The sequence below is a fragment of the Candidatus Pelagadaptatus aseana genome, assembly GCF_040362265.1.
Taxonomy (GTDB): domain Bacteria; phylum Pseudomonadota; class Gammaproteobacteria; order Pseudomonadales; family Cellvibrionaceae; genus Pelagadaptatus; species Pelagadaptatus aseana.
The window spans coordinates 181,518-200,513 of record NZ_BAABNJ010000004.1; the positions used below are offsets into that span (position 1 = coordinate 181,518).

The 18,996-nt window shown below is 49.3% G+C and carries 17 protein-coding genes and 1 tRNA gene; 15 read left to right on the forward strand and 3 right to left on the reverse strand.

Features of this window, described 5'->3' with window-relative positions; genetic code table 11:
* Window positions 1-52 precede the first annotated feature (52 nt).
* The 15 genes from ACPXV9_RS07600 to ACPXV9_RS07670 all read left to right on the forward strand — a co-directional run bounded on the left by ACPXV9_RS07600 (window position 53) and on the right by ACPXV9_RS07670 (window position 17,534).
* Window positions 53-1,099 carry a M48 family metalloprotease gene (locus ACPXV9_RS07600; RefSeq protein WP_423895850.1) on the forward strand — a complete coding sequence of 349 codons (1,047 nt, stop codon included), beginning with the start codon at window positions 53-55 and terminating at the stop codon, window positions 1,097-1,099.
* 163 nt (window positions 1,100-1,262) lie between these two features.
* Entirely contained in the window at window positions 1,263-3,194 is a 1,932-nt protein-coding gene (thrS, locus tag ACPXV9_RS07605; protein ID WP_423895851.1) for a threonine--tRNA ligase, read from the forward strand.
* 107 nt (window positions 3,195-3,301) lie between these two features.
* Entirely contained in the window at window positions 3,302-3,841 is a 540-nt protein-coding gene (infC, locus tag ACPXV9_RS07610) for a translation initiation factor IF-3 (protein WP_423896038.1), read from the forward strand.
* Between the two features lie 106 nt (window positions 3,842-3,947).
* Complete coding sequence (gene rpmI, locus ACPXV9_RS07615) at window positions 3,948-4,142, forward strand: 50S ribosomal protein L35 (RefSeq protein ID WP_423895852.1); 195 nt, start codon at window positions 3,948-3,950, stop codon at window positions 4,140-4,142.
* Window positions 4,143-4,183: 41 nt separating this feature from the next.
* Complete coding sequence (rplT, locus tag ACPXV9_RS07620) at window positions 4,184-4,540, forward strand: 50S ribosomal protein L20 (RefSeq protein ID WP_423895853.1); 357 nt, start codon at window positions 4,184-4,186, stop codon at window positions 4,538-4,540.
* A gap of 126 nt (window positions 4,541-4,666) precedes the next feature.
* Window positions 4,667-5,656, forward strand: coding sequence for a phenylalanine--tRNA ligase subunit alpha (gene pheS, locus ACPXV9_RS07625; RefSeq protein WP_423895854.1), 990 nt, complete (start codon window positions 4,667-4,669; stop codon window positions 5,654-5,656).
* Window positions 5,657-5,692: 36 nt separating this feature from the next.
* Entirely contained in the window at window positions 5,693-8,089 is a 2,397-nt protein-coding gene (pheT, locus tag ACPXV9_RS07630; RefSeq protein ID WP_423895855.1) for a phenylalanine--tRNA ligase subunit beta, read from the forward strand.
* A 59-nt stretch (window positions 8,090-8,148) separates the two neighbouring features.
* Entirely contained in the window at window positions 8,149-8,454 is a 306-nt protein-coding gene (gene ihfA, locus ACPXV9_RS07635) for an integration host factor subunit alpha (RefSeq protein WP_423895856.1), read from the forward strand.
* Window positions 8,432-8,806: a MerR family transcriptional regulator gene (locus ACPXV9_RS07640; RefSeq protein WP_423895857.1), complete on the forward strand. Its 375-nt coding sequence runs from the start codon at window positions 8,432-8,434 to the stop codon at window positions 8,804-8,806. The genes ihfA and ACPXV9_RS07640 overlap by 23 nt, the downstream gene beginning before the upstream one ends.
* Before the next feature lie 273 nt (window positions 8,807-9,079).
* The gene (locus ACPXV9_RS07645) at window positions 9,080-11,191 is read left to right on the forward strand and encodes a methyl-accepting chemotaxis protein (RefSeq protein WP_423895858.1); all 2,112 of its coding nucleotides are present in this window, start codon (window positions 9,080-9,082) and stop codon (window positions 11,189-11,191) included.
* A 380-nt stretch (window positions 11,192-11,571) separates the two neighbouring features.
* On the forward strand, window positions 11,572-12,942 hold the full coding sequence (locus tag ACPXV9_RS07650) for a CmpA/NrtA family ABC transporter substrate-binding protein (protein WP_423895859.1): 1,371 nt from the start codon (window positions 11,572-11,574) through the stop codon (window positions 12,940-12,942).
* Window positions 12,943-13,114: 172 nt separating this feature from the next.
* Window positions 13,115-14,050, forward strand: coding sequence for an ABC transporter permease (locus tag ACPXV9_RS07655; RefSeq protein WP_423896039.1), 936 nt, complete (start codon window positions 13,115-13,117; stop codon window positions 14,048-14,050).
* A gap of 57 nt (window positions 14,051-14,107) precedes the next feature.
* Window positions 14,108-14,956, forward strand: a complete 849-nt coding sequence (locus tag ACPXV9_RS07660) for an ABC transporter ATP-binding protein (RefSeq protein ID WP_423895860.1) — start codon at window positions 14,108-14,110, stop codon at window positions 14,954-14,956.
* 43 nt (window positions 14,957-14,999) lie between these two features.
* Window positions 15,000-16,232 carry an alginate export family protein gene (locus ACPXV9_RS07665; protein WP_423895861.1) on the forward strand — a complete coding sequence of 411 codons (1,233 nt, stop codon included), beginning with the start codon at window positions 15,000-15,002 and terminating at the stop codon, window positions 16,230-16,232.
* 321 nt (window positions 16,233-16,553) lie between these two features.
* Window positions 16,554-17,534 carry a hypothetical protein gene (locus ACPXV9_RS07670; RefSeq protein ID WP_423895862.1) on the forward strand — a complete coding sequence of 327 codons (981 nt, stop codon included), beginning with the start codon at window positions 16,554-16,556 and terminating at the stop codon, window positions 17,532-17,534.
* A gap of 189 nt (window positions 17,535-17,723) precedes the next feature.
* Here the strand turns inward: ACPXV9_RS07670 and ACPXV9_RS07675 are convergent.
* From ACPXV9_RS07675 to ACPXV9_RS07685, 3 genes are all read right to left on the reverse strand, one after another.
* Window positions 17,724-17,800, reverse strand: a tRNA-Pro gene (locus ACPXV9_RS07675).
* Window positions 17,801-17,923: 123 nt separating this feature from the next.
* Window positions 17,924-18,511: a cytochrome c3 family protein gene (locus ACPXV9_RS07680; protein WP_423895863.1), complete on the reverse strand. Its 588-nt coding sequence runs from the start codon at window positions 18,509-18,511 to the stop codon at window positions 17,924-17,926.
* Window positions 18,508-18,984, reverse strand: a complete 477-nt coding sequence (locus tag ACPXV9_RS07685) for a nitrate reductase cytochrome c-type subunit (protein WP_423895864.1) — start codon at window positions 18,982-18,984, stop codon at window positions 18,508-18,510. The genes ACPXV9_RS07680 and ACPXV9_RS07685 overlap by 4 nt, the downstream gene beginning before the upstream one ends.
* Window positions 18,985-18,996: the final 12 nt, after the last annotated feature.

An 18,996-nucleotide genomic window follows, 5' to 3' on the forward strand; every position in this document is an offset into this window, starting at 1 on the left:
TCTTCTAACAAACTAACACCAAACCTTCAAATAACAATAATAAAGGAAACCCATGAAATACTATTTCTACCTATCCGTGTTGCTGTTAACCGCATGTGCTCCTACAACTCATAAAATTAGCATTAATAAAAACGAAGTAGATGCTGAACGAGAAATTCAAAAACAGATCGCATTAAAGAAGCAGGTCGATTACGATCGGCGCATTCAAAATGTTGCTTATCCTATCCTGAAAAAATCTCGTTGGGCATGTCGTGATAAAAGTATCAGAACAACAGGAATGTTCTTTTTGTCGTTACACGATTTTAAAGATCAGGATAAAGATGCGGCTCAGCAATCGTTTGGTATCGGTGAGTACCCCACGATTACCCATATGATCGAGGCCGGTCCGGCAAGTCGAGCCGGGTTATTTCCCGGTGAACAGATTCTCGAGATTAATGGTAAACCTATAGTGCCTGGCAAAACGGCTACAGCTGATACCCAGATTTGGATTCGTGAGGCCCTAGAGAAATCCAAGTACCTTCGGTTGAAAGTGGATAGTTTTGGCCAACAAGTGAATTATCGAATTCTGGCCGACTGGGTCTGTGATTATCCGGTGATTTCTCTGAATAATGATGCCGTTAATGCCTATGCCAATGGTGAAATAATTGCCATTACGACAGGAATGATGCGCTTCGCAGATGAAGATCGTGAGCTTGCATCCGTTATCGCCCATGAATTGGCGCATAACACCATGAAGCATCGGGATCAAAAAGAGAAGAATTCATGGTTTGGAGCCGTTTTTGATATTGCGGCTGCGGCCTATGGCATTAATACGGGTAACTTTTTTGGCAATCTGGCAGCCAATACTCATTCCAAAGCTTATGAACAAGAAGCTGATTATGTTGGAGTCTATTATTTGTATGGGGCCGGTTACGACATTGAGGGTATTGCTAACTTCTGGCGGGAAATGGCGGCTGAGTACCCCGCCAGTCAAAGGAAGAGCTTTATGTCCACTCACCCGTCAACCAGTGAGCGCTTTGTGGCCATGGAGGCGACCGTAAATGAAATATATGGCAAGGTAAGACGGCGTGTCAGTGTTCGCCCAAATGCCAAGAATTGACTCTGGGGTATGGGGGGAGGCCTGACACCTGAGTAATCGTTTTTCTGGCTTGATCCAAAGTCTGGCCTCCCTCATAATTCGCGTCCAATCTGCTTCTCGCAATGAGAAGTCAATACCATCATGTTGCCCATCGTAGGGGTGACCACTGAATATAGGAAATACCATGCCTGTTATTACTCTTCCCGATGGCTCCAAGCGCGAGTTTGATCAACCTGTATCCGTTATGGATGTGGCTGCCGATATTGGCCCCGGTTTGGCCAAGGCCACCATTGCCGGCCGTGTTAACGGTGAGCGCGTTGATGCTTGTGAAGTAATCTCTGAAGATTCCGAGTTATCCATTATCACCGCCAAAGACGACGACGGTGTTGAAATCATCCGCCACTCCTGTGCCCACTTACTGGGTCACGCCATCAAGCAATTGTGGCCTGATGTGAAAATGGCTATTGGTCCCACCATCGATAATGGTTTTTATTACGATGTCGATCTGGAACACAAGCTGACGGATGAGGATATGCAGGCGCTGGAGAAGCGCATGATGGAATTGGCGCGCTCCAACTACGATGTGGTCAAAAAGCGCGTTTCCTGGCAGGAGGCCCGCGATACCTTTGAGGTCCGTGGTGAGACCTACAAGATGGAGATTCTGGACGAGAACGTCGCCAAAGACGATCAGCCGGGCCTTTATCATCACGAAGAATACATTGATATGTGCCGTGGCCCCCATGTGCCTAACATGAAGTTCTGCCACAACTTTAAGTTGATGCACATTGCCGGTGCCTACTGGCGTGGTGATTCTGACAATAAGATGCTGCAGCGTATCTACGGTACCGCTTTCCCGGACAAGAAGCAGTTGAAGGCACATCTGAAGTTTCTGGAAGAGGCTGCCAAGCGTGACCACCGCAAATTGGGTAAAAAGTACGGTTTCTTCCATTTGCAGGAAGAGGCGCCCGGCATGGTGTTCTGGCATCCGAAAGGCTGGAGCATCTATGCGGCCGTTGAAGAATACATGCGCCGTGTACAGCGGGATAATGGCTACGAAGAAATTAAGACTCCCCAGATTGTGGATCGCAGTCTGTGGGAGCGCTCTGGTCACTGGGATAAATTCCGCGAGAATATGTTCACAGTCCACTCTGAGCATAAAGATTACGCAGTGAAGCCAATGAACTGTCCCTGCCATGTGCAGGTGTTTAATCAGGGGCTGAAAAGCTACCGTGATCTGCCGCTGCGTCTGGCGGAGTTTGGCAGTTGCCACCGCAATGAGGCGTCCGGCACCTTGCAGGGGTTGATGCGGGTACGTGGCTTTACTCAGGATGATGCCCACATTTTCTGTTCCGAAGACCAGATTCAGCAAGAGGTATCGATCTTTACCGATCTGCTCTACAACGTGTATGCCGATTTTGGTTTTAACGATGTGATTATCCGTCTGTCGACCCGCCCTGAGCAGCGTGTGGGCAGTGACGAAGTGTGGGATAAGGCTGAAAAAGCCCTAGCCGATGCGCTGATGGCGAAAGGTCTGGATTTTGAGTATCTGCCCGGTGAAGGGGCTTTCTATGGGCCCAAGATTGAATTTTCCCTGAAAGACTGTCTTGGTCGTTTTTGGCAGTGTGGCACCATCCAAGTGGATTTCTCCATGCCCGGTCGTCTGGATGCCCAGTTTGTGGCCGAAGATGGCACACGTCAGACCCCGGTTATGTTGCACCGTGCGATTCTGGGTTCGTTTGAGCGTTTTATCGGTATTTTGATCGAGAACTACGAGGGCGCTTTCCCTGCCTGGTTGGCCCCTGAACAGGCGGTCGTGATGAATATCACTGACAAACAGGCCGAATATGCCAAAAAAGTGGAAGAATCCCTGAAATACCGCCGCTTCCGGGCCGTTTCTGACTTGAGAAATGAGAAGATCGGCTTTAAAATCCGCGAGCACACAATTCAGAAGATCCCGTACATGCTCATTGTGGGGGATAAAGAGGTCGAAAACGGCACGGTTAACGTCCGTACCCGCAGTGGTGAAGACCTCGGTTCCATGACTCTCGACGCGTTTGCAGATTTGCTGGCAGAAGATGTTCAGCGTCGAGGCCGTGTTGAAGCTGAGGAAGCTTAAGCGCGGGTTGAGTTCAGGATTGTGAAGGTGTTGGCCGGGCTGTGTACAGGTTCGGCTGATATAAGGCCCGATGCCATTAGCATCGGGTAAATAACGGAGAAAAAACCATTAATAGAGATAATTCCAAAGGACGCTCTAAGAAAGCTCGTATCAATGATCAGATCGAAGCTTCAGAGGTCCGCTTGATCGGCGCCGACGGTGAACAAGTTGGTATTGTTAGCCTGGACGAAGCACTGGCACAAGCCCAAAAAGCTTCTCTGGATCTGGTAGAGATTGCGCCCGATTCAACTCCGATAGTCTGTAAGATTATGGACTACGGCAAGCATCTGTTTGAGCTTAAGAAGACCAAAGCCGCTGCCAAGAAGAAGCAAAAGCAGCAACAGATCAAGGAAATCAAATTCCGCCCAGGGACGGACATTGGAGACTATAAGATTAAATTACGTAATCTTATTCGTTTCCTGGAAGATGGGGACAAGGCCAAGGTAACCCTGCGTTATCGTGGTCGTGAGATGGCTCACCAAGAGCTCGGCATGGAAATGATGCAGCGCATCGAAGTCGATCTTGAGGAGTACGGTACGGTTGAGCAGCGTCCAAAAATGGAAGGCCGCCAACTGTTGATGGTCATCGCCCCCAAAAAGAAGAAGTGATCGGGCTTTTAGCTGCCTAGATGACTTACTTAATGGCACTTTGACAGGCTTTGCTGTTTAAAGCCCGGATAAGTATTTTGTTTAACCTTTAATCGAGAGAATTCTCATGCCAAAAGCTAAAGTACACAGTGGTGCTGCAAAGCGCTTCAAAAAAACCGCTGCTGGTTACAAGCGTAAATCATGTAACAAGAGCCACATCCTCACCAAAATGACCACCAAGCGTAAGCGTCAGTTGCGCGGTACCAGCATCGTTGATGCTGCTGATGTACCAGCAATCAAGCATATGCTGCGTCACGACTAATAGTCGACGTACCGTCAATCTTTTTGAAGAGGAATTAAATCATGGCTCGTGTAAAACGTGGTGTTGAGGCGCGTCGTCGTCACAAGAAAGTCTTAAAAGCTGCAAAAGGTTACTACGGAGCGCGTTCTCGCGTATTCCGCGTTGCCAAGCAGGCTGTAATCAAAGCTGGTCAGTACGCCTATCGTGACCGTCGCAACAAGAAGCGCAACTTCCGCGCTCTGTGGATCACTCGTATCAATGCTCAATCTCGCGCTGAAGGTTTGTCCTACAGCCGCCTGATCGCTGGTCTGAAAAAGGCCAACATTGAGCTGGATCGTCGTGTTCTGGCAGACTTGGCTGTTCACGATAAAGTTGCATTTGCTGCAGTAGTTGCTCAAGCAAAAGCGGCTCTGGCTTAATTGCCAACATTGCATTCTTTTTGAATGTTAGAAGGGAGACGCTGTTTTTCGGCGTCTCCCTTTGTTTTTTCTAGAGTTAAAGAATTGTTTCAAGAGTTTAAATTTCGATAAACGGGATACCCTTCGATGGAAAACCTGGCAGCGCTCACTGAAGAAGCGCTTGAACTGATTAAAAATGCAGATGATCTGGCGGCGCTGGATCATGTGCGTGTGGAATACCTGGGTAAGAAAGGCCAGCTCACTGGCTTACTGAAAGGTCTGGGTAAGTTGTCTCCTGAAGAGCGTCCTGCCGCTGGTGCTGAAATCAACAAAGCCAAACAGCAGGTGCAGGAACAGATTAATACCAAGAAGCAAGCGATGGAGCAGGCGGCCATTGATGCCAAATTGGCCAGTGAAACCATTGATGTAACCTTGCCGGGACGCGGTCAAACCGGTGGTGGTCTGCACCCGGTGACCCGAACGCTGGATCGCATTGAAAAGATTTTCTCTTCCGTGGGTTACAAGGTAGAGCAGGGACCTGAAATCGAAGACAATTACCACAACTTTGATGCCCTGAATATTCCGCCACATCACCCGGCCCGAGCCATGCACGATACCTTCTATATTGACGAAGGCAACGTGCTGCGTACCCACACCTCACCGGTTCAGGTGCGCACCATGGAAACCCAGGAGCCCCCGATTCATATTATCTGCCCTGGCCGCGTCTACCGTTGCGATTCCGATCTGACCCACACCCCGATGTTTCATCAGGTGGAAGGTCTGGTTATTGATAAAAATGTCAGCTTTGCCGACCTCAAGGGCACCATTGTTCAGTTTCTGCGTGCTTTCTTTGAAAAAGACGATCTGGAAGTGCGTTTCCGCCCGTCGTTTTTCCCGTTTACCGAGCCATCCGCTGAATTCGACATCAAGTGGGAATCCAGCAAGACCGGTTGGCTGGAAGTTGGCGGCAGTGGGGTCGTGCACCCGAACGTACTGACCGCCAGTGGCATTGACCCTGAGAAATACTCGGGCTTCGCCTTTGGTTTGGGGGTCGAGCGCTTGGCCATGCTGCGTTACGGCGTAAACGATCTGCGTATGTTCTTTGAGAACGATGTCAAATTCCTTAAGCAGTTTTAATTAAAAGAAACGCTTTAAGTTAAAGAAAATATTGTTATGAAACTGAGTGAAAGTTGGTTAAGAGAGTGGGTTAACCCCGAACTGAGTACCGCCGATCTGGTCGAGCAGATCACCATGGCCGGCCTGGAAGTGGACGGCGTGGAAGCGGTGGCAGGCGAGTTTTCCGGTGTGATCGTCGGTGAAATTCTGGAAGCGGAACAGCACCCGGATGCCGATAAGTTACGTGTATGCAAAGTCGCCGGCGGCGATGAAGTGGCCCAGGTAGTCTGTGGCGCGCCCAATGCTCGCCCCGGTATCAAGATTCCATTTGCCACCGTAGGTGCTGTGTTACCACCGGGCGAAGACGGCAAGCTCTTCAAAATCAAGAAGGCCAAACTGCGTGGCGTTGAGTCTTTCGGCATGTTGTGTGCCCAAACGGAGCTGCAGCTGGGTGATGATGATGATGGTTTGTGGGAATTGCCGTCCGATGCCCCCGTTGGTACTTGCCTGCGCGAATACCTGAGTCTGAACGATAGCGCCATCGAAATCGATCTGACGCCAAACCGCAGTGATTGTCTGTCGGTTAAGGGCATTGCCCGCGATGTGGGTGTACTCAACCGTCTGGCCGTGACCGAGCCGAACATTGAGCCCGTTGCTGCGACGATCGAAGAGACCGTAACGGTTAACTTGAACGCCGAAGCTGCATGTTCTCGCTATGCGGGCCGTGTGATTCGCAATGTGGATGTGTCCAAGCCTTCTCCTCTGTGGATGCAGGAACGCTTGCGCCGTGCTGATATTCGCTCCATCGATGCCGTGGTAGATGTTACCAACTACGTATTGTTGGAATTGGGCCAGCCCATGCACGCCTTTGACCTCAATACCCTGCAAGGTAGCGTTCAGGCTCGCATGGCTGAGCAGGGCGAAAAGCTGACTCTGCTGGATGGCCAGGAAATTGAATTGAATGCCGATACGCTGGTAATCGCCGATGACAGTCAGGCCGTAGCCATGGCCGGCATTATGGGCGGCGAACCGACCTCGGTAACCGCGCAAACCAAGGACATCTTCCTGGAAAGTGCCTTCTTTGATCCCATTGCCATTGCCGGTCGTGCCCGTAGCTACGGTTTGCATACCGATTCCTCCCACCGTTTTGAGCGGGGCGTGGATTATAAGCTGCAAGAGCAGGCGGTAGAGCGTGCTACTCAGTTGTTAATGGATATTGTTGGTGGTCAACCCGGTCCGTTAACTGTGGTTGAACATGAACACAAGCCTACCGATCGTCTGGTGAGCCTACGCCGAGAACGTATTCTCAGTGGTCTGGGTTTTGATATGGCCGATGACGACGTAGTGGATATTCTCACTCGTCTGGGGCTGAACCTGCAAAGCTCGGATGATAACAGCTGGACTTTTGAAGTACCCAGCTATCGCTTTGATATCAGTATTGAGGCGGATCTGCTGGAAGAACTGGCTCGTGTGTACGGCTATAACAACCTGCCGGTTACCAGCATGGCGGTGCCCATGCACATAGAATCCGATGATGAAGGCACACTGGAACTGGGTGATTTGCGCAGTGCGCTGGTTGAGCGTGGCTACGAAGAGGCCATTTGCTACAGCTTTGTGGATGAAGGACTGCTGAAATCCTTTGAGCCTGAGGCTCAGCCAGTACCTCTGCAGAACCCCATTAGCCAGGATATGTCGGTGATGCGCACCAGCCTGTGGCCAGGACTGGTGTCGGCATTGCAGTATAACCTCAATCGCCAGCAATCCCGCGGCCGCCTGTTTGAAACCGGTCTGCGTTTTGTGTCCGAGGATGCAACGGTGGCCAAGCTGGTGCAGACACCCATGATGGCCGGTGTGATCTACGGTGGCCTCAATGAAGAGAGTTGGCATGGTAAGCCACAAGCTGTGGATTTCTATGATGCCAAAGCCGATGTTGAAGCCCTGATTGGTAAAACCGGTCAGCCAGAGCGATTCAGCTTTGCCGTGGGTAAACACCCGGCTTTGCACCCGGGCCAGACCGCAGAGGTTCGCTGTGATGGCAAGGCTGTGGGCATTGTGGGAACGATTCACCCGCAGTTGCAGAAGAAGTTGGGACTGTCGCAACCGGCGTTTATGTTTGAAATCGAGCAGTCTGCGCTAATGGATGCCAAGGTGCCGGTATTTGAACCCCTGTCTAAATTCCCTGAAGTGCGCCGTGATATTGCTGTAGTGGTCGACCAGACGGTGGCCGTTGCGGACCTGCAAAATCTGGTTGAAAAGCAGGCTGGAAGTTACCTTCAAGACTTAAAGGTCTTTGATGTGTATGTGGGCAAAGGCATTGATCCACAAAGAAAAAGTATTGCACTGGGCTTGACGTTTCAGCATCCATCGCGCACTCTTAATGAGGATGAAATTAATGCCTCCATGGATGTGGTTGTTAAATCACTGGAGGACGAGTTTAACGCTGCTCTGAGGTAACTCGCTATCACGTGCGAGAGGGCCTAGAGACAGGTCAGGCAGGAAAGCGCGGGATAGCAATGACGGCACTCACCAAAGCGTCACTGGCGGAAATGCTCTACGAGGAACTGGGCTTCAATAAACGTGAAGCCAAAGAACTTGTAGAGCTTTTCTTTGAGGAGATACGAGCTTCTCTCGAGCACAATGAGCCCGTAAAGCTGTCCGGCTTTGGCAATTTTGACTTGCGTGACAAGACTCAACGTCCGGGCCGCAACCCGAAAACGGGAGAGGAAATCCCGATTACTGCCCGCCGTGTGGTGACTTTTCGCCCCGGTCAGAAACTCAAGGCAAGAGTAGAAACCCATGCTAGAACCGATGAACAATGATGAACTCCCGGTAATACCGGGTAAACGCTATTTCACCATTGGTGAAGTGAGCGAGCTGTGTGCAGTGAAACCCCACGTGCTACGTTACTGGGAGCAGGAATTCCCACAACTGAGCCCGGTAAAGCGCCGCGGTAATCGCCGTTATTATCAGCGTCAGGATGTGCTTACCATCCGCCAGATTCGTGCTTTGTTATACGATCAGGGCTTTACCATTGGTGGTGCACGCCAGCAAATGAGTGGCCAGCAGGAAGGTGGCGATAAGGCTCAGGAAGATGGTAATCAGTTCAAGCAGTTGGTTGGGCAGATGATTACAGAGCTTGAAGAAGTGCTTCAGGTACTGAAAACCCCCTGAAAGCTTTATTGCTCCTTTATATAAATAGGCTGCACCCGCAGCCTTTTTTATTGGTTATTCGTAATTACCACTCTGAACGTTCATTAAACATCATCGAACACCCCGCCCTAACTTTATACATTTATTCCTTCAAAAAGAGAGAAGTTGAACTCAACAGCTTCCAAAATCACTGTATGTCTTAAAGAACTGTCACCGATGGCCGATGGATTCCTCATGGGCTATGTTTAACATTTGCGTGTTGCATATTACTTGCGCATGGGCAGGAAAGAATTTATGAAAACATCTTTGGTGTGGAAAATCGTAGTGCCGGTAGCGGCTCTGCTGGCGGTAATCCTTTTATTGCAGGTGGTTATCAGTACGGTATTGATCAATGATACCAGTCAGAAGTTGCAACAAACCATTGAGCCTAAACTCAAAGCCATGGCCCACGGGTCCATGCGTGCCAGTGCAGATGAGCAGCAGGGGCGCATCGAAGACTTCTTCTCGGGCATGGCCATCAATGTCAAAACTTACAGCCACGATATCGCTTTTTTGCGTCAGCAATTTCGCTCGCTGTTTTTGCCCAGTGATGATGTTCGCTTTATTTTGCACGAGTATATTCAGGGGGCTTTGAAGAATAATCCCGATGCTCTGGGGCTGTACGTAGTTTTCCTGCCCAATATGCTTGATGGCGCCGATTCCGACCATGTGGATGATGAAGATCTGGGTTCTAATGAGGTAGGGCGTTTCTCTCTGTATTTCTCCCGCAATGACGATGGCGAAATCGTTGCCGATGTCATGAGTGAACAGGAGCTGCAGGACACTGAACCCACCAGCAGTGGTACCCCCTATAACAGTTGGTACAGCTGCCCAATCGAAAGCAAGCAACTGTGCATCCTGGAGCCCTACCTCGACAGTGTGGACGATGTGGATGTGCTGATGACTTCGGTTGCCAGCCCCATGTTTTTCGGTGACCGTCTGGTGGGTGTGCTGGGGATTGATGTGGCTCTTGATAGTCTCCAGTCAATGGCAGTTAACAGTTCAACCCAGTTAGCGGAAGGTCAGGGGCATATCGCCTTGATTTCTAATAAAGGTTTTCTGGCCAGTAACAGCAAAGATCAAAGTGCTTTGGGTAAGCCTTATGGTGATTATCTGGGTACAGAAATATCACTGAATATTGATGAAGAGGCCAGTTTGGGAGACCATTTTACCCTGAGTCGTAATTTGGACATGGCCGGTATTACCAACTGGACTCTGTACGTGGATGTTCCCATCAGCTATATCCAGGCTCAGGTTGATGCTGTGGCATCCGTGGTTGATTCTGGCAAAAGCCAGCAAATTTGGGGTGTTTCCATCGCTGGTTTACTGGCCGGCGTTGCCGGGCTAGCTGTCGTAGTGTTGCTGGCCTTCAGAATCAGCAATCCCATCCGGGAGGTATCTTCCGCGCTGCAGGATATCGCCACGGGTGAAGGCGACCTGACCAAGAGAATCACAGTGCAAAGCAAGGATGAAGTGGGTGTGCTGGCTGGCTACTTCAACCAGTTTGTGGAGCAGCTATCGAGCATGGTCAGGCTTCTCGCCGAATCGATTCAGACTTCACTGAAAACAACCGAGCAGGCCAGTGCATTGGCGCAAGAGACCAGTCAGGGAATGGCTGAGCAGCAGGAAAGCGTGTTGATGGTTGCTACCGCCTCAGAGGAAATGAGTCAAACGGCAGCAGAGGTTGCCTCCAGTGCGGCTCAGGCTGCCAGTGCATCCGGGACGGCAGAAGAGGCTACCCAGCAGGGTCGGGCTATTGTCATGACGACGACGGAGAACATCAATCAATTAGCCAGCAAAATGCAGGGGGCCATGCCGATTGTCGAAAAACTGTCCAGTGACAGCGATAACATTGCGGCCGTGCTGCAGGTGATCAGCTCGATCGCCGAGCAAACCAATCTTCTGGCCCTTAATGCGGCTATCGAAGCTGCGCGAGCGGGTGAGCAGGGTAGAGGCTTTGCGGTTGTGGCTGATGAGGTCAGGGCCCTGGCGGGGCGAACCGCGCAATCAGTCGAGGAAATTGAAGGCGTTATTGGCCAGCTGCAACAGGCTACGGGTAATGTAGTTGATGCGATGCAGGAAAGCTCTGAAATGGCCAATGATTATTCCGAGCAGGTAAAAGAAGCGCTGGATTCACTTGATAGCATTGCCGGCTCCATTTCCGAGATCAATATGATGTCGACTCAAATTGCTACGGCTGCTGAAGAACAGAGCAGTGTAGCGGAGGAAATCAATCGCAATGTACAGGCGATACGTGGTGTCACAGACGATGTGACCGAGAAGGCGGTCCAGTCGGCCGAATACAGCCACCAGATTTCCAATCAATCCAGTCAGCAAAAGCAGTTAATAGAGAAATTTAAGTACTGATTTACGGATTATTCTTAAATACCTCGAATTCTTAGAGGGCATTAGAGTGGTGCAAGATGGAATATCTTGCACCATTTTTTGTTTTTGGCACTTTCTCCTTTGTGGTTCTTTCTGGTGCGGTGATTGTTTGTGCACCAATATGGCGCGCCGCCAGATTATTTTTTCTTAAATAAATTATTATTTGTGCCTGTCAGTGGTGCAAAACACCTTTTATTCCGCATTTTTTAAAGTTGGCACACCCTGTGCAAAAGCCTATGTAACGAGGCGTAACAATTATTCGATTGATTGCGTAAATCGGTAACCAAAAAGTGGCTGGGAACAATCACATTGCGGTTATAGAAAAGTTTTTATTCTAAAAAAGGCAAACTGAGGAGTAATCCATGAAGTGGTTAAAACCGTTCAAAGTTGCAGCACTGGCATCCGTAGTTGGGGTTGGTGCCAGCTTTAGCATTCAGGCTGAAGAGCTGGGCTACCCAGAAAAAGAAGAGCTGACTTTCGGCTTTATCAAATTGACCGATATGGCGCCGATCGCTGTAGCTTATGAAAATGGCTACTTCGAAGACGAAGGCCTGTACGTCACGATTGAAGCACAAGCCAACTGGAAAGTTCTTCTCGATGGTGTAATTGATGGTCGCCTTGATGGTGCGCATATGCTGGCTGGCCAGCCAATTGCCGCCACCATGGGCTTCGGTACTAAGGCTCATATCATTACGCCTTTCTCAATGGATTTGAATGGTAACGGTATTACTGTTTCCAACGAAATCTGGGAAGAGATGAAGCCGAATATTCCAAAGATGGATGACGGTCGCCCGGTTCACCCGATTAAAGCCGATGCCTTAAAGCCGGTTGTAGAAAAATACAAAGCCGAAGGTAAGCCTTTCAATATGGGTATGGTATTCCCTGTATCAACCCACAACTACGAGTTGCGTTACTGGTTGGCTGCCGGTGGTATTCACCCTGGTTACTACGCACCTCATAAAGGTGATACCTCCGGTAAGATCGATGCCGATGCGCTGTTGTCTGTGACGCCACCACCACAAATGCCCGCCACACTGGAAGCAGGCACCATCTACGGTTACTGCGTGGGTGAGCCATGGAACCAGCAAGCGGTATTTAAAGGTATTGGTGTACCGGTAGTTACCGATTATGAAATCTGGAAGGACAACCCGGAAAAAGTATTTGGTATCACTGCTGAATTCGCAGAGAAATATCCAAACACTACCGTTCGTCTGACTCGTGCTTTGATTCGTGCGGCACAGTGGCTGGATGAAAACGATAACGCCAACCGTCCTGCGGCTGTGAAGATTCTGTCTCAGTCCAATTATGTAGGTGCGGATTATGACGTTATTGCCAACTCCATGACTGGCACCTTTGAGTACGAAAAAGGTGACAAGCGTGAAGTGCCTGATTTCAACGTGTTCTTCCGTTACAACGCCACCTACCCATACTACTCCGATGCGATCTGGTACATGACGCAAATGCGTCGCTGGGGTCAGATCTCTGAAGACAAGAGTGACGAGTGGTACAAAGAGCTGGCAGCCAAAGTTTATCGCCCTGACATCTACATGAAAGCTGCAAGCTCTCTGATTGAAGAAGGTCTGGTGCAAGCCAAAGACTTCCCGGCTGCTGACGAAGATGGCTTCCGTGATCCACAAACCCACTTTATTGATGGCATCGTTTACGACGGTACCAAGCCTAACGAGTACATCAATAAGTTCTCTATCGGTCTGAAAGCCGGTGACAAAATTTAATTAAAGCTACCCTGTGTCATCTCAAGCGAATGCGAGAGATCCCTCTGCTTCGCTTCGAGATGACAAATAAGCAAGTCCAAAAAAGAATTTTTAACCCGACAGCTAAATAGGTTTTATCATGTTAGCAACTGTATTTTCGAACAAGGCCGACGACACCACGCCATCACCTGCTATGGCCATGGCGACCGAAGTGGGTAAACAAATTGCCATACCAATGATGGGTATTTTGTTTTTCCTGCTGTTCTGGTCTATTGCCGCCTCCAACATCGATACTTCACTGGGCAAATTTCCTGGCCCGTCTGCTGTCTGGGAACAGTTTGGTTCGCTCTACGATGAGCATGTGACCGAGCGTGAAAAAGAAGAAGCTTTTTACGAGCGTCAGGAAAAACGTAACGCTGCACGTGTAGCCAAAGACCCGGATTATGTACCAAAAATTCGCGCTTACACGGGCAAAGAAACATTCCTTGATCAGATTTTTACCAGTCTGATTACGGTAATGAGTGGTTTCCTTTTGGCTGCCGCCATTGCCATACCTCTGGGGATTGCCATCGGTTTAAGTAAAACCCTGAACACCGCGGTAAACCCGATCATTCAAATTTTTAAGCCGGTATCGCCATTGGCCTGGTTGCCACTGGTAACCATGGTGGTCAGTGCACTTTACGCCACTCCGGATCCGGTTATTCCAAAGTCGTTTCTGAACTCCATGATCACTGTAACCCTGTGCTGTGTTTGGCCCATGGTTATCAACACCGCTGTTGGCGTGGCTTCGATCGACAGTGATCTGGTTAATGTCAGTAAGGTGTTGCGTCTGCCTGCACTAAAACACGTACAAAAAATTGTGCTGCCAGCTTCCGTTCCGATGATTTTCACCGGCATGCGTTTGTCTCTGGGTGTTGCCTGGATGGTATTGATCGCAGCAGAAATGCTGGCTCAAAACCCTGGCCTTGGAAAATTCGTCTGGGATGAATTCCAGAATGGTAGCTCTGACTCACTGAGCCGCATTATGACCGCCGTTGTTGTCATTGGTTTTATCGGCTTCCTGCTGGATCGAGGCATGTTGCAACTGCAACGAATTGTTTCCTGGGACAAGAACAGCGTAACTCGCTAATAGAAGCCTTTAGCGTTGATTATTAAAAAGAGTTAATAGAGATTGAGGATTATTACCATGGAAACTTTATTGAATATCAGTCATATCGATATGGTTTTTCCGACACCTAAAGGTCCATTCACGGCACTGAAGGATGTGGATTTACAAATCAAAAAAGGTGAGTTTGTTTCGCTGATTGGTCACTCCGGTTGCGGTAAATCAACCGTGTTGAATGTTGTTGCAGGTCTCTATCAGGCGTCTACCGGTGGTGTGTTACTCAATGGTAAAGAAGTTACTGAACCGGGACCTGAGCGCGCGGTGGTGTTCCAGAACCATTCGTTGCTGCCTTGGTTGACTGCGTATGAAAATGTTGAACTGGCCGTTAAACAGGTATTCGGAAAATCAAAAAGCAAGGCCGAAGTCAAAGAGTGGGTTGAGCATAACCTGAAGCTGGTGCACATGGATCACGCCATGCACAAACGCCCGGATGAAATTTCCGGTGGTATGAAACAGCGTGTTGGTATCGCCCGTGCACTGTCGATGCAACCTGAAATCCTGTTGATGGATGAGCCTTTCGGTGCTCTGGATGCGTTAACGCGTGCCCATATGCAGGATTCGTTAATGGAAATCCAAAACGAATTGAATAACACCGTGATCATGATTACTCATGATGTTGATGAGGCCGTATTGCTGTCGGATCGAATTGTGATGATGACTAACGGTCCTGCTGCAACCGTTGGTGAAATTTTGGATATTAATCTGGAAAGACCACGGGATCGTTTGGCGCTCGCCGAAGATCCAGAGTACACCCACCTGCGTTCCGAGGTGTTGAAGTTCCTCTACGAGAAGCAACGCAAAGTAGAGAACATTGGTGCATCCAGCACCAATACCAAAGCCGACAAAAACAAAAGTGACGAAGCGGCTTAATTAAAAGTTTTAAAACAATCCATAAATTGGGGGAAGGACCATTATGAAAACGTTAAAAACCAGCCTGTTGAGTGCCGCGATTACCGCTGCCGTATTGGGTCAGACTGTTCAGGTGCACGCTGCTGACAGTATTGCCGAAGCGGTAAAAGAAGGTAAAGCGTCCATCAGCTTCCGCTTGCGCCACGAAGATGTGGATGTGGATAACGCCAGTGAGGATAATTCGACGGCTCAAACGTTGAAAACCCGCCTGAACTACAAAACCGGTGACTATAAAGGTTTTACCGCCTTTGTTGAGCTGGATGATGTAACTGCTCTTGGCGATGAAGACTATGCCACCAGTAAGGCGCTGAAGTTAACCGGTAACTATCCTGGTGAGACAATTATCGCTGATCCGGAAGGTACCGAAGTAAACCAGGCTTATCTTGCCTACACCGGTTACGATTCAGTGGTGAAATACGGTCGTCAGCGTATTCTGCTGGACAATCAGCGCTTTGTGGGTGGCGTCGGCTTCCGTCAGAATGAACAGACTTATGATGCCATCAGTATCACCAATAACAGCATTACCGATACGACTGTTTTCTATGCGCACATTGATAATGTAAACCGTATCTTCGGTGAAGATGATCCTGCTGTTAGCGATACTGAGAGCAGCACTGATTTGTTGAATATCAAGTACGCTGGTCTGGAAGTGGGTACCTTGACGTTCTACAGCTACCTGCTTGATGAAACCGATGCCGATACCCAATACGACACTTACGGTCTGCGCTTTGCCGGCAAAACCGGAGCTTTCGGCTACGCTCTTGAGTACGCTACTCAGGACAAAGATCTGGCTTCCGGTGTAAGTTATGACGCCGACTATATGTTGGCCGAAGGTAGCTTTACCGTAGAAGGCGTTAAACTGACTTTGGGTTATGAGTCTCTGGGCAGTGATAACGGTGATTATGGTTTCTCAACTCCGCTGGCAACTGGTCATAAGTTTCAGGGTTGGGCTGACCAGTTCCTGAGCACTCCGGACGAAGGTATCAACGATTTGTACTTCTCTGTGGGTGGCAAGATCGCTGGTGTTAAGGTTCTGGCCGTTTATCACGACTTTACCGCTGACGAAGACAATGCCTCCAGTGACGACGATCTGGGTAGTGAATACGGTATCCTGATTGCCAAGAAGTTCGGTAACTACGGTCTGAGCGCCAAGTACGCCAGTTATTCTGAAGGTGATGATTCCTTCGGTAAAGCGGACGTAGACAAGCTGTGGATTACTGCTACTGCCAGCTTCTAATAGCTCAAACTGAGCAATAATAATTCCTCTCTATGGCCGGGGGCTTTGCCTCCGGCTTTTTTGTTTCTGTAGCCTGTAGTTTTAAGCTATCAGATACTTTATCTATCAGCTCTACCATCATTCGATAGCACCATTATTGGTAATCTCTTAGGTAGGGCGCTTTTCTTGCTTAATTCAGCTCTGCTGGTACTTGACGATCAGGGCGGTAGCACATTATTTTATGATTTGTTTCTGGTGCTTGTTGTTAGAGTGACTGGAAGCACTGCTAATAAAAATAAATAAAATAACCTGGTTAGCATCGGGTATTTCGAAGGATTTTCTTTGCAATATTCTGCATTCACATGGGTGGCTTTTTGTTTATGCCTGCCATTTCTTATTGCGTTCAGCTCGCCGAAAGATCAGATTGATCATGATACGGTCAGTTCTTCTGAGGCTTCGCCTCAATTGATAGTGGAAGATGCACAGGACGATAACCTTAATACAGCTACCACCCACACACCAAAGTCTTCAATAAAGTGGGCCAAACCTGGTTTTGCACCACTCTTTATTGCTTCTGGAAAAGATCAGGGGCAGGGAATTGGTGATCAATTATTCGCTCAGATTCAAGCGATAATGCCTGAGTATCAGCACCTCAATCTCAGGCTGAATTACTCCAGGTTGTTTGCCGAATTTCGCAAAGGCGAGGAGCTTTGTGCGGTATTGCATCACAAACCGGAACGTGAAGCGTTTCTGGTTTACAGTCGGCCTGTCATGATTTACCCAACCTATCAACTCTATATCAGTGAAGCAGGCCATGAACGCTTTGTTGAGAAGACGCAATGGGCCGGCCAGCCAATGAGCTTTGATCACATAATGGCCAATAGTCAGGGGTTAAAGTTGTTAATAACACCGAGCCAATCATATGGTGTTGAAAGAGACGAAATTCTGGCTCGCCATGCCGGAACACCGGATATTGTCAAAAGCTACGCCGATAAAGAGGCAGTAGTGAAAATGCTGGCTGCCAATCGGATGGATATGACCCTGAATCTGCCTTTGCTGATAAATTACCGGGTGGAGCAACATGCCATCCAGTCTCAATTGATTAAAGTACCGCTCAATGATGTAGGGCGTTACGATAAGTCTCACATAGCCTGCAGTGACACGCCTTTGGGGCGCAAGGTCGTGAAGGCCATTGATGCCATGTCTCCGGCCATCCACAATCGGGGTAGGGATCTGATTGCCCGTTGGCTCACAGTTGCTGAACGCGAGACTTACTATGAAATATTCGATGACTATTTCTTGGAAGGGAAGCCGCTACCTTAATAACCGTGGTTGAATAGAGCCGGATTGGATTCGCGCCGTCCTGGCGCTCACCCCTGCGGGGCTGCTACGCAGTCCAAAAATGCTCCCGGCATTTTTGTGAACCGATACGTTTGAGTGAACAGAATTCAGCCTGTCTGGGGCTGTTAAACGAAAAAGGCCGTCCTAGTGGACGGCCTTTTTCGTTTAAAATGGTCGGAGTGGCCGGATTTGAACCGACGACCACCACACCCCCAGTGTGGTGCGCTACCAGGCTGCGCTACACTCCGAAATTTGCGCTAAGCCATTGATCTGATTGCAATTGGCTTGTCTGGAAGAGGTGTGAATCATACAGGGCTTCGGGGGAATTGCAACCACAATATTGTGAAGAATTGTGGCTGCATTTGGGTTGCTTACCAGCCTTCAACCCCCGACATATCCGGCAGTTCGTGGGCAATGCCTTTATGGCAATCGATACAGGTTTTTTCACCGCTGGCCAGTGCGGTGGAGTGCATTTCTGAAGCCCGTTTGCTCTGGCGGGTAAAGTCCATGTAATCAAATTCGTGGCAGTTGCGGCACTCCCGTGAGTTATTGGCTTTCAGTCGGGACCATTCATGTTCGGCCAGGCGCCTTCTGTTTTCCAAAAATTTTTCGCGAGTGTTGATCGTGCCAAAAATCTTACCCCAGACCTCTTTGGATGCGGCCATTTTACGGGCCATTTTGTAAGTCCAATCATGGGGAACGTGACAGTCGGAACACTTGGCGCGTACACCTGAACGGTTGCTGTAGTGGATGGTCTCTTTCAGCTCGGCGTAGACGTTATCGCGCATTTCATGACAGCCGGTACAGAATTGCTGGGTGTTGGTGTATTCCATGGCGGTGTTGAATCCACCCCAGAAGATAATCCCGGCGATAAAGCCACCCAACGTCAGGAACCCCAGACTGAAGTGTACACTGGGCCGGTTTAGGGTTTTCCAGTATTTTTTCAGCCATTCTTTCACTGTGATTTCTCCTTGAGTGATTGCTCAAGCAGGGTATCCATATCCACAAAAGTGTTTTCCATCAGTGGCTTGGCGTTGGTTTGAGTAACGTGACACTGGTTACAGAAATAACGACGTGGTGACACTTCGGCGAGGAAGTTACCGTCGCGGTCCATGTAGTGGGTGACGCTGACCATGGGAGCTTGAGACTCTTCGGTCTGGCGACGGCTGTGACAGGCCATGCATTTATTAGCATTGGCATCCACCTGGTAGTGATCCGTTTTGTGGGGGATCAGCGGCGGTTGCATGGGGTAGTCACGCTTTTGTTTGATATCGGTGTTGACCACCGGCGGCATGGCCGGAGGCTTGCTGGAAGAGGCTACAGACGTGTTGCCCCGGGCATTGGCGATGTGTCCCTGATCTATATCGGCCTGAGTATTCATGCCCAGAGACATTGACAGTACGATGCTTGCTAGCAGTATAAGCTGTTTCATTGTGCTTATTAC

What these genes read in the sequence shown, in the direction of transcription:
- ACPXV9_RS07600 (WP_423895850.1), top strand. Translation starts at nt 53, where the DNA reads ATGAAATACTATTTCTACCTATCCGTGTTGCTGTTAACCGCATGTGCT.
- thrS (WP_423895851.1), top strand. Translation starts at nt 1,263, where the DNA reads ATGCCTGTTATTACTCTTCCCGATGGCTCCAAGCGCGAGTTTGATCAA.
- rpmI (WP_423895852.1), top strand. Translation starts at nt 3,948, where the DNA reads ATGCCAAAAGCTAAAGTACACAGTGGTGCTGCAAAGCGCTTCAAAAAA.
- rplT (WP_423895853.1), top strand. Translation starts at nt 4,184, where the DNA reads ATGGCTCGTGTAAAACGTGGTGTTGAGGCGCGTCGTCGTCACAAGAAA.
- pheS (WP_423895854.1), top strand. Translation starts at nt 4,667, where the DNA reads ATGGAAAACCTGGCAGCGCTCACTGAAGAAGCGCTTGAACTGATTAAA.
- pheT (WP_423895855.1), top strand. Translation starts at nt 5,693, where the DNA reads ATGAAACTGAGTGAAAGTTGGTTAAGAGAGTGGGTTAACCCCGAACTG.
- ihfA (WP_423895856.1), top strand. Translation starts at nt 8,149, where the DNA reads ATGACGGCACTCACCAAAGCGTCACTGGCGGAAATGCTCTACGAGGAA.
- ACPXV9_RS07640 (WP_423895857.1), top strand. Translation starts at nt 8,432, where the DNA reads ATGCTAGAACCGATGAACAATGATGAACTCCCGGTAATACCGGGTAAA.
- ACPXV9_RS07645 (WP_423895858.1), top strand. Translation starts at nt 9,080, where the DNA reads ATGAAAACATCTTTGGTGTGGAAAATCGTAGTGCCGGTAGCGGCTCTG.
- ACPXV9_RS07650 (WP_423895859.1), top strand. Translation starts at nt 11,572, where the DNA reads ATGAAGTGGTTAAAACCGTTCAAAGTTGCAGCACTGGCATCCGTAGTT.
- ACPXV9_RS07655 (WP_423896039.1), top strand. Translation starts at nt 13,115, where the DNA reads ATGGCCATGGCGACCGAAGTGGGTAAACAAATTGCCATACCAATGATG.
- ACPXV9_RS07660 (WP_423895860.1), top strand. Translation starts at nt 14,108, where the DNA reads ATGGAAACTTTATTGAATATCAGTCATATCGATATGGTTTTTCCGACA.
- ACPXV9_RS07665 (WP_423895861.1), top strand. Translation starts at nt 15,000, where the DNA reads ATGAAAACGTTAAAAACCAGCCTGTTGAGTGCCGCGATTACCGCTGCC.
- ACPXV9_RS07685 (WP_423895864.1), bottom strand. Translation starts at nt 18,984, where the DNA reads ATGAAACAGCTTATACTGCTAGCAAGCATCGTACTGTCAATGTCTCTG.